Source organism: uncultured Flavobacterium sp. (assembly GCF_963925185.1).
In the GTDB taxonomy this organism is placed as follows: domain Bacteria; phylum Bacteroidota; class Bacteroidia; order Flavobacteriales; family Flavobacteriaceae; genus Flavobacterium.
The window spans coordinates 1-9,232 of the sequence record NZ_CAWURC010000021.1 but is presented as its reverse complement, the minus strand read 5'-3'; the positions used below and the strand labels follow the sequence as shown (position 1 = coordinate 9,232).

9 protein-coding genes are annotated in these 9,232 nt (G+C 31.4%); 1 reads left to right on the top strand and 8 read right to left on the bottom strand.

Going from position 1 to position 9,232, the window contains the following annotated elements:
• The 4 genes from AABM59_RS04950 to AABM59_RS04935 all read right to left on the bottom strand — a co-directional run.
• Positions 1 to 1,074, bottom strand: a 1,074-nt coding sequence (locus tag AABM59_RS04950; protein ID WP_338407870.1) for an endonuclease, incomplete at its 3' end; no start/stop codon positions are given.
• 4 nt (positions 1,075 to 1,078) lie between these two features.
• Positions 1,079 to 2,302 (bottom strand): methyltransferase domain-containing protein, encoded by a 1,224-nt coding sequence (locus tag AABM59_RS04945; protein ID WP_338407869.1) that lies wholly within the window; start codon positions 2,300 to 2,302, stop codon positions 1,079 to 1,081.
• Between the two features lie 117 nt (positions 2,303 to 2,419).
• Positions 2,420 to 4,381, bottom strand: a complete 1,962-nt coding sequence (locus AABM59_RS04940; protein ID WP_338407868.1) for a KUP/HAK/KT family potassium transporter — start codon at positions 4,379 to 4,381, stop codon at positions 2,420 to 2,422.
• A gap of 119 nt (positions 4,382 to 4,500) precedes the next feature.
• Complete coding sequence (locus tag AABM59_RS04935; RefSeq protein WP_338407867.1) at positions 4,501 to 5,559, bottom strand: hypothetical protein; 1,059 nt, start codon at positions 5,557 to 5,559, stop codon at positions 4,501 to 4,503.
• 117 nt (positions 5,560 to 5,676) lie between these two features.
• On the opposite strand from AABM59_RS04935, the gene AABM59_RS04930 reads away from it, so the two are divergent.
• Positions 5,677 to 6,738: an oxidoreductase gene (locus AABM59_RS04930; protein WP_338407866.1), complete on the top strand. Its 1,062-nt coding sequence runs from the start codon at positions 5,677 to 5,679 to the stop codon at positions 6,736 to 6,738.
• A gap of 60 nt (positions 6,739 to 6,798) precedes the next feature.
• On the opposite strand, the gene AABM59_RS04925 is transcribed toward AABM59_RS04930, so the two are convergent.
• The 4 genes from AABM59_RS04925 to AABM59_RS04910 form a co-directional block, all read right to left on the bottom strand.
• The gene (locus AABM59_RS04925) at positions 6,799 to 7,254 is read right to left on the bottom strand and encodes a sensor of ECF-type sigma factor (protein WP_338407865.1); all 456 of its coding nucleotides are present in this window, start codon (positions 7,252 to 7,254) and stop codon (positions 6,799 to 6,801) included.
• Between the two features lie 7 nt (positions 7,255 to 7,261).
• Positions 7,262 to 7,675, bottom strand: a complete 414-nt coding sequence (locus tag AABM59_RS04920; RefSeq protein WP_338407864.1) for a hypothetical protein — start codon at positions 7,673 to 7,675, stop codon at positions 7,262 to 7,264.
• A 33-nt stretch (positions 7,676 to 7,708) separates the two neighbouring features.
• The gene (locus AABM59_RS04915; RefSeq protein WP_338407863.1) at positions 7,709 to 8,251 is read right to left on the bottom strand and encodes a sigma-70 family RNA polymerase sigma factor; all 543 of its coding nucleotides are present in this window, start codon (positions 8,249 to 8,251) and stop codon (positions 7,709 to 7,711) included.
• A 61-nt stretch (positions 8,252 to 8,312) separates the two neighbouring features.
• Positions 8,313 to 9,232: transcriptional regulator (locus AABM59_RS04910; RefSeq protein WP_338407862.1), on the bottom strand; the 920-nt coding region annotated here is incomplete at its 5' end.

Sequence of the window (9,232 nt, the reverse complement as noted above, 5' to 3'; positions counted from 1 at the left end):
GGTTGTTGATTGATTATCAGATGTCATTTTCAATAAGTAAAACCCTTGCGGTAAATTATCCAAAGTATAACTTTGGTTTTCTAAAATAGGTTTTTTGACAACTTGAATTAACTGTCCATTGATGTTGATTAAATCAATTTCATCCAAGACAATGTCAGTTTGTATTTTTATTTTATGACTGTTTGTTGGATTTGGATAGATTGAAATGTTGGCAAATTTATCGAAAGTTGAGGTGGTTAAAGCCGGTCCCCAAATTTGAGAAACCCATTCCGGATGGTCAATAAAGGGGTTTCTATTTCCTTGAAAAGCATAAACTGCATTGTTTTTTGCAATTTCGTATGGACTTACAGGATCCAAATTATTCCAGGTTAACAATATATTTAAAAAAGTGTTTGTAAAAACCTGGGTTGATGTACCATTGAACATATCATAAGGCCATGATGTAACTTGGTCCTCATAACGGGTTGCGAAATAAAGTAAACATCTTGCAATATCTCCCTTAAATTCATCAATAGGTTCAAAAACAGTCCCAGTATATCCAGTAGAGTACCCAGAATTGGTGTTGTTTCCTAGTTTGGAACCATTTGTTGAAGTCCAAGTGGCAACATTTACTTTACCATAAGGATAGTTACTTCTCTTGCCATTTACATATCCATCAGAAGGTAAGACAAAATGTGCATCGGAATACATAGGGTAATTCGAGCTCCAAACAGACTGTGGAACGGTATGTTCCCTATTATAACAATCTCCTTCCGATGAATAGTTGCCACATTGTTGTGTCGTGGTTGTGTATGAATAACTATCGACTGCTGTTGGTTTTTCAGAATATACATCTAGTAATGATCCGTCATTTTCATAAAAATTATCTCTAAAAGCACTTTGAGTGTATAATGTCCATAAACCTCCATAATTTGAAGTTGTACTTGAATTAGTATTGTTCTTGATAATATTGTATAATTGTGTTTTTAGTGTATAGCCAGTTCCTGTTGCAGAATTATAATATCCGGCAGGAGCTTGTGCAAAACTGAATGTCACAAAAAATAGCAAGGATAAAAGGGAGTAAACTTTTTTCATAATATTAAATTGTTTCGTTTTTTCTTTCTAATAATGCCATATAAAATCCATCAAATCCTGACTCAGAGGCTAAAATTTTACGATCTTTTATGAAATCAAATTGTTTGCCAATATCTGTTGTAAGGAATTTTTGAATCTGCTCTTGATTTTCGGAAGGTAAGATAGAACAAGTTGCATAGACTAATTTCCCGCCTGGTTTTACTATTTTTGAATAATTTTCCAATACTTCAGCTTGTACTTTACGAATATTGTCGATGAATTCGGGTTTTAATTTCCACTTGGCATCCGGATTTCTTTTGAGCACTCCTAATCCGCTGCAAGGGGCGTCAATCAAAACTCTGTCTGCTTTTTCGTGCAGTTTTTTGATGACTTTTGTCGTGTCGATAATTCGATATTCTATGTTAAAAGCACCGTCTCTTTTGGCACGCAATTTTAATTGCTTCAGTTTGCTTTCATACAAATCCATTGCTATTAATTGTCCTTTGTTTTCCATCAAGGCGGCAATATGCAAGGTTTTTCCTCCGGCACCGGCACAAGTATCCACTACGCGCATTCCAGGTTTTACGTCAAGAAAAGCAGCCACGAGTTGTGAATTAGCATCTTGAACTTCAAAAAATCCTTGTTTAAAAGCATCTGTCATAAAAACGTTGGCTCTTTCTTTCAAAACCAAAGCATCGGGTTGGTCTATTAAGTAATCGGTTTCAATGTTCAAGTCCATTAGAATGGCTCTTAATTGTTCTTTGGTAGTTTTTAAAGTGTTTACTCTAAGAATAACTTTTGCTGGTTGGTTTTGAGCTGCAATTTCAGTAGCCCAAATTTTCTCGCCTAATTCTTTGACACCTAATTCATCCATCCAATCCGGAATAGATTCTTTTAAAGCTCTGGTTTTCGAAAGTTCGTCAAAACGTCCTTTTATTTTTCGTTCAGGAGTTCCCTCTAGTTGGCGCCAATCCGGAATAGGATAACCTCTTAAAACCGCCCAAACCGAGAACATTCTCCAAAGATTATCTCTGTCAAAAGGTTCTTTTACTTCGGCGATTTCTGCATATAATCTTTTCCATCGAACCACTTCGTAGATGGTTTCGGCGACAAATTTTCTGTCTGAGCTTCCCCAACGTTTGTCTTTTTTTAATGCTCTTGCTACTACTTTGTCGGCATATTCTCCTTCATTGAAAATGGCATTCAATGAATCTATTGTGGTGTAAACTAAATTTCTGTGTAATCTCATTTTAAATAATTGAGGTGCAAAGGTACTATTAAATGATTGAAAGTTTATTTTAAATTTTTAGCATAAAAAAACACTGTTGAATACAGTGTTTTTTATATGTTTATTTTAGACCTGTACTTATTGAATTCGTGTTAATCCAATATTTTCCGGTGCATGCAGAACCATTGGGAATTTTTCTACTTTTACAGAACTACTGTCTAAGCCAAAAGCACTTTCTTCGGATAAACTCAATTTTTTAATTAAGAAATAAGAGTTCATAATTATCTTTTCGAAAATTGTTAAATCACTATCATGTGAAAGATATTTTTCGGATAAAACAAATTTAAAATCACCAATAATGTTATTCTTATTTAAGGATTCATATCTACTTGTTATATCAACTTCTCCTTTTTTTACCATATCCTTGATAACTTCTTTAAACATTAAGTTAATCTTAGTAGGTTCTCTAAATCCTAAATTAAAATCGACCCTGAACAAGTTGTCGTTACTAATTTCAGTTACTTTATACTCCGTTTTATAGGGTACATTTAAAATATTTACGTGTACAAACCAATACAAATCAGCTCGTTTAGGTCTTTTTTGTAAAATTGAATACATTACTTTTTCTTCAATTTCATCAATTCTACTGGCATTAGTCATATAAATTAAATGAGTTGCATATTTTGGAATCGATAAATCGTTGCTTAATTCATTTAATACTTTTTTGTAATCTTCAATTTTCACAATTTTGGTATAGCTCTTGTTTATTTTTTTTGCAAAATACCAGATTGTCATTATGGAAATGAGGATAAGAGCGATAATTAATGTTACATAACCGCCTTCTGCAAATTTCGTTATATTGGCAATAAGGAAGCCAAATTCGATAGTTAAATATATTGTAATTAATGGCACCATAAAATACAATTTCACTCTTTTCATTATCATATAATAATTAAGCAATATTGTTGTCATAATCATACATAATATAATGGCCAGCCCATAGGCATGTTCCATATTACTTGATTTTTCGAAATGCAACACGACTCCGACACATCCTAAAAATAACAGCCAATTTATTGATGGAATATACAATTGTCCTTTTAATTCAGAAGGGTATTTTATTTTAACTTTTGGCCAAAAATTTAGACGCATAGCTTCATTTATCAGGGTAAATGAACCACTTATTAACGCTTGTGAAGCAATCACGGCGGCAAGAGTTGCAATGACAATTCCTATTGGTTGAAACCAGTCGGCCATTATTAAATAAAATGGATTTCCGTTTGAGCCCCCTAAACTTAGTAATGTTTTACCTTCATGATGAATTAAGTAGGCTGCTTGTCCAAAGTAATTCAATATTAATGTAGTTTTTACAAAAATCCAACTAATTCTGATGTTTTTTCGTCCGCAATGTCCCATATCCGAGTACAAAGCTTCGGCACCTGTTGTACATAAAAAAACAAAGCCAAGCACATAAAATCCTTCGGGATGAATAGACAATAAATGATAAGCATAATAAGGATTAAAAGCTTTTAAGACTTCAGGATATTTTGTAATTTGAATTAAGCCTAAAACACCTAACATTCCAAACCATAAAAGCATCATGGGAGCAAAAAAACGACCCACTAATTTAGAACCAAATTGCTGTATAGCAAACAACATAAATAAGATTCCAATTACGATAGGGATAGTATTTATTTCTGGATAAAATATTTTAATTCCTTCAACAGCAGATGACACAGAAATGGGAGGTGTAATAATACCATCAGCAAGCAGGGCGCTACCACCAATGACAGCAGGAACGATCAACCATTTTATTTTTGTTTTTTTTACCAAGGCATATAGTGCAAAAATCCCACCTTCACCATGGTTATCAGCACTTAAAGTAATCAGTACATATTTTATTGTAGTTTGTAGCGTAAGTGTCCAAAAAACACAAGAAATGCCACCTAAAACTATATCCGCATTTATTACTAAGTCACCAATTATGGCTTTCATTACATATAATGGAGAGGTTCCAATGTCACCATAAATTATCCCTAATGAAACTAATAAACCACCTAATGTTAACTTACTGTGTAAGTCTTTATGCGAAATGCTCATCTATCTTTATATAAAAACTTGACAAATTTACTCATTTTATAAATATCATAGGTTTTTATTAAAAAATAAAAAAAACACGGTCTTGTAAACCGTGTTTTGTATTTATGAAATAAAATTGTTTAGGATCTTTTATTATTATTTTTTGAAGTAGATTTATTCCCTGAATTTGAATTTCTTGATTGGGAATTGTCTACTCTAGATTCCGATTTTTGTGGGGTTGAAACTCTTGGTGATTCTTTCCTTTGCGAAGCATTTACTTTTGGAGTTTCGGATCTGTTTTGAGAATAATCTCTTTGCGATTCCGTTCTTTGTGGAGCATTTACTCTTGGAGTTTCTAATCTATTTTGAGCATAAATTCTTTGTGAATCAGCTTTTGATGAATTTGAAACTCTTGAAGAATTATTTCTGTTTTGAGAATAACCAAGGTTTCTGGTGTTTCGTGTTTGATCCAATTCATAACGATTGTTAACTTCTGAATTTCTTCTGGAAAAAGAATAATCTGGATGCTGTCTCTCATATGCATTAGATCGTCTTGAGCTATACATAGTCACCGCATGACTGCTTCTTCTATAATTTACATAATTGTATTGGTTATAAGAATTTAGACTATTATAGATATTATACCTGTATCTAAAAACAGGGAATGGATTCCATGCGTAATAATAACTTGGATAATAGTTCCAATACCAAGAGGAACAGTAAGGACGGTAACTTGAAAGCCAAAAAGAAGCATATATAAGCGGTGTATTATAATAAACTGGCTCATAAATGTAATTTTGACCATACATATACACATCTCCTACGACTTGTATGTGAACCTTGTTATATCTGTCTTTTTCTACTTCAATCGTGGCCACGTCTTGGTATAGATCGCGGTCAAGAACAGATTGTATAATGATAACGTGAGTTCTACTTTCAACAGATTCAATAACTCTTAAATAATCAACTTGGTCATCATTGTTCAAATCTAAATTCGAAATTTGAAGTTTAGGGTCGTTTAATTTCCTTTCAAAATCTTGAAGATTTTTTGAATCTCCAAAAATTGAAGCGACAGCTCTTAAATCAAGATTATCACTGATTTCGAAATTCTTTGCATTTATTGTTGTTCTATCTTGAGCTTGAATTTGTGAAGCGAAAGCAGAAGCCAATAGGGTCAAAATTAGTAGTTGAGTTTTCATGATTATTGATATTAAGATTAATGTTTTGTGAATATCCAATTACTGTGCCAATAAATATTTTGGGCAATCATTATCAGTTTAATTAATTGTAATTTTGCTTTATAAAATAGAGACTTTATGAAAAATATTTTTTTAATTGCATTGATTTCATGTATATTAATGTCCTGTAAAACAATTGGTTATATTTTTAAAACTGAAAATAAAGTTAATTTTAATACTGCAAAAGTGGATACTCTTTTTCAAGATAAAATAGGTATTAGAGCAATACTTTTTGATGAAAATAAAATTTGGTTTGCTGGAAATAGTGGAAAATTCGGGTTTTATGATCTAGAAAAAAATAAAAAATTTGAGAATAAAATTATAAAAGACAGCCTAAAATTAGAGTTTAGAAGTATTGCTAAAACTTCCAAAAATATTTTTATTCTATCAGTGGGAAATCCTGCTTTGTTATACAAAATTTCAAAAGACGGAGTAACTACTCAATTAATCTATCAAGAAAATGATGCAAAAGTGTTTTATGACAGTATGCAATTCTGGGATGATAATGAAGGAATTGCCTTTGGTGATCCAATAAATGACTGTCTTTCAATAATTATAACTCGTGATGGCGGTAATTCTTGGCAAAAAGTCCTTTCAGACAAATTGCCAAAAATAGTTGAAGGCGAAGCCGCTTTTGCAGCCAGCAATACCAATATCGTGATTAAAGGAAATAATACTTGGCTTGTAACTGGAGGGAAAAAAGCAAACGTTTTTTATTCGCCCGATAAAGGAAAAAATTGGGAAGTATTTAGTACTCCAATTGTTCAAGGAAAATCAATGACGGGTATTTTTACCGCTGATTTTTATGATTCTAAAAACGGATTTATAGCTGGTGGAGATTATGAAATTCCCAATCAAAATTTCGGAAATAAAGCAGTAACGTCCAATGGTGGGAAAACTTGGGCATTAATCGCAGATAATCAAGGCTTTGGTTATGCTTCTTGTGTGCAATATAATCCTGGTGGTAAAGGTAAATCTTTGGTTAGTGTTGGCGCCTCGGGTATTTATTATTCTTCAGACGGTGGTGATTATTGGAAACAAATATCAGCGGACACGAGTCTTTATACAATTCGATTTTTAAATAGTAATACTGCTATTGCCGCGGGTATGAATAAAATGATTCGAATAAATTTTAAATAAAAAACTAGGAAAGAACAAAAGCTACTTCTTGGTTTGAATTATTTTAGTAATAGCTACAAATTATCTTTTTGAGCCTTTATCTCGATATTGTTGAAGCAATTTTCTATTAAAATCGTCTTCAGCCTTTTTTAATTTTATGATTTTTATTGGAGGAAGTATTTCTTTAAGGCTAGAGATAAATTTTTTCCGATTTAAATACAATTCGTCTTCGTTGCTTTCCATTTGTACGAGAAGGGCAGACGCTTCTTTTTCACTCATTTTGTCTAATAAATGGCCATTCATTCTATTCATAAATGATCTAATTTTATGGCCCCTTATTTCACTCTGTCTATCGTCAAAAGCGTTATAAATAGGCCAAAACTTGGCTGCCTCATCAGATTTTAATGATAATTCATTGGTAATAAAACCAACTTTGAGTGCTTTTATTTGCTCTCTTTTTTCTCCAAAACGAGGTTGTGCAAAAGATTGAATTGAAATAATTATGGCAATAATTAAGAGTAGTTTTTTTGTTTTCATTTGTATTTTAATTTGATAAATATTCTTCTAAATTTTTATTGTTAGAAAGTTCATATTCAATAGATTGATCTTGAATATTAATGTCAACACTCATTTTTTGAATGTCATTTACGTCAAGAAGGTTAACTAAATCAGCATCTGAAATTGTAGAATGATAAGAGATGTAATTTTCTAATGTTGTTTCGTCAATTTCGGATAAAGTAATATAAAAATTGTTATAAACCGGTATTGTCAAAGCTAAAACTAGTATTGCTACCGCAGCATAAACCCAGTTTTTTCTTCTCGAAAAAAGTGAAATTACCTTTGGCTCTTCTTTTGGGAATTGTTGCATTACCCTTGAAGAAAATTCGTCAAAATAATTTTCCGGGGTTATAAAACCGGATTCAATTTTTGGTTCGTTTTCTATTTTAAATGTTTTCATAATATAAATTAGACTTAATTCGATGCTAATGGTTTAATTTGTAGATACAAAGGCTTCTATTTTTTTTACAGCATGATGATATGATGCTTTTAAAGCTCCCACTGAAGTTCCAAGAATTTTTGATATTTCTTCGTATTTCAGTTCTTCAAAATATTTCATTTTGAAAACTAATTGTTGTTTTTCTGGTAATAAAATGATTGCTTTTTGCAATTTTATCTGAATTTCATCTCCGTCAAAAAAGGTGTCGGCTTTTAAATTATCGATAGTTTTGTTTTGCAAAGTTTCCGATGAAATTCCATTTTTTTTTGCTTTTTGTTTCAAGAAAGTCAAGGCTTCGTTGGTGGCAATTCGATACATCCAAGAAAAAATTTTACTTTCTCCCTTGAAATTTTTCAAGTATTGAAACACTTTTAAAAAAGTATTTTGCAAGACATCATCCGTATCATCATGGTTTAAAACTATATTTCGAATATGATTGTAAAGAGGTTTCTGATATTCTTTCAAGAGCCTTTCAAACGCCTTATTTTGCGTTTTTGGGTTTAATAATTCTTGAATGAATTCCGTTTCTTCTTGCAAAGTTATAATTTATCAGTTTAGAATGAAATTTATCCAATAGGTTTAATCAAAATATAAAAATTTAAAATTCAGATGGAATTTCTTTTTCAATTTTTATACTAGGAGTAATTTCCTCCTTTTTTGACTCTACAGTTAAGGATTTTTTATAAACGGCTTTTGGATTTACTGGAACATAAATTTCGGTCACCCATTTCGACGGACTTTCATTTTCGTTTTTACCAATTGTGTAAATTTCAATATGCGAAAATACAGGATTTGAACTAAGATAATTTGCATTAATATATTCCATTGTTTTGTTTAAAGCCTTATTTTTATGAGAATAATGGCCAGTCAATATAGTTTTTACAGCAAGATAAGGTTCCGTTTTTCTAGAAGAAAGATCACTTCCCTCATTTATGAAAATAGTGTCTTTGATGGGAATACAAAACGATAGTTTTGTCAGCTGTTTAATGCTATCATAAGTATGATAAATGACAAACGGTTTGCCATTTATTGCAATATTGTTTTTTTTGCAAAAAATGATAATTTTTGAAAAAACGGCATCCGAATTTTTACCAACCTTTGAAATTTCACTGGTAAATGTTTGTGCTAAGTAAAATCTTTCCGCTATGTTTAGTACACTGTTTACTTTTATGGAATAGGTGTTTATTTCATAATCTAATTTTTTGTCTAGATTTACCAAACTTTTTTCAAACATTGTCCCGAATAGTTTCACCGCTCCACCATTAAAAAAGGTAATCACCTTGAAAAGAAAACCCATTTTTCCTTTTGCTTTCCAAGTTACTTTTGTGCCTCCAACCGTATCTTTAAAACTCATATACGCAATAGCTGAATTGCCATTAAAATTTATCTTTTGAAGAATACTATCATACTCCTTTATATTTATAGTTTGTAAATCTCCATTTCCCATTTTTCCATTCCAAGTACAAGTACCGCCTTTGCCAATAGTGATTTTAGAATATGTTATGTTTATTAGAGAAT

What these genes read in the sequence shown, in the direction of transcription:
- AABM59_RS04945 (WP_338407869.1), bottom strand. Translation starts at nt 2,302, where the DNA reads ATGAGATTACACAGAAATTTAGTTTACACCACAATAGATTCATTGAAT.
- AABM59_RS04940 (WP_338407868.1), bottom strand. Translation starts at nt 4,381, where the DNA reads ATGAGCATTTCGCATAAAGACTTACACAGTAAGTTAACATTAGGTGGT.
- AABM59_RS04935 (WP_338407867.1), bottom strand. Translation starts at nt 5,559, where the DNA reads ATGAAAACTCAACTACTAATTTTGACCCTATTGGCTTCTGCTTTCGCT.
- AABM59_RS04930 (WP_338407866.1), top strand. Translation starts at nt 5,677, where the DNA reads ATGAAAAATATTTTTTTAATTGCATTGATTTCATGTATATTAATGTCC.
- AABM59_RS04925 (WP_338407865.1), bottom strand. Translation starts at nt 7,254, where the DNA reads ATGAAAACAAAAAAACTACTCTTAATTATTGCCATAATTATTTCAATT.
- AABM59_RS04920 (WP_338407864.1), bottom strand. Translation starts at nt 7,675, where the DNA reads ATGAAAACATTTAAAATAGAAAACGAACCAAAAATTGAATCCGGTTTT.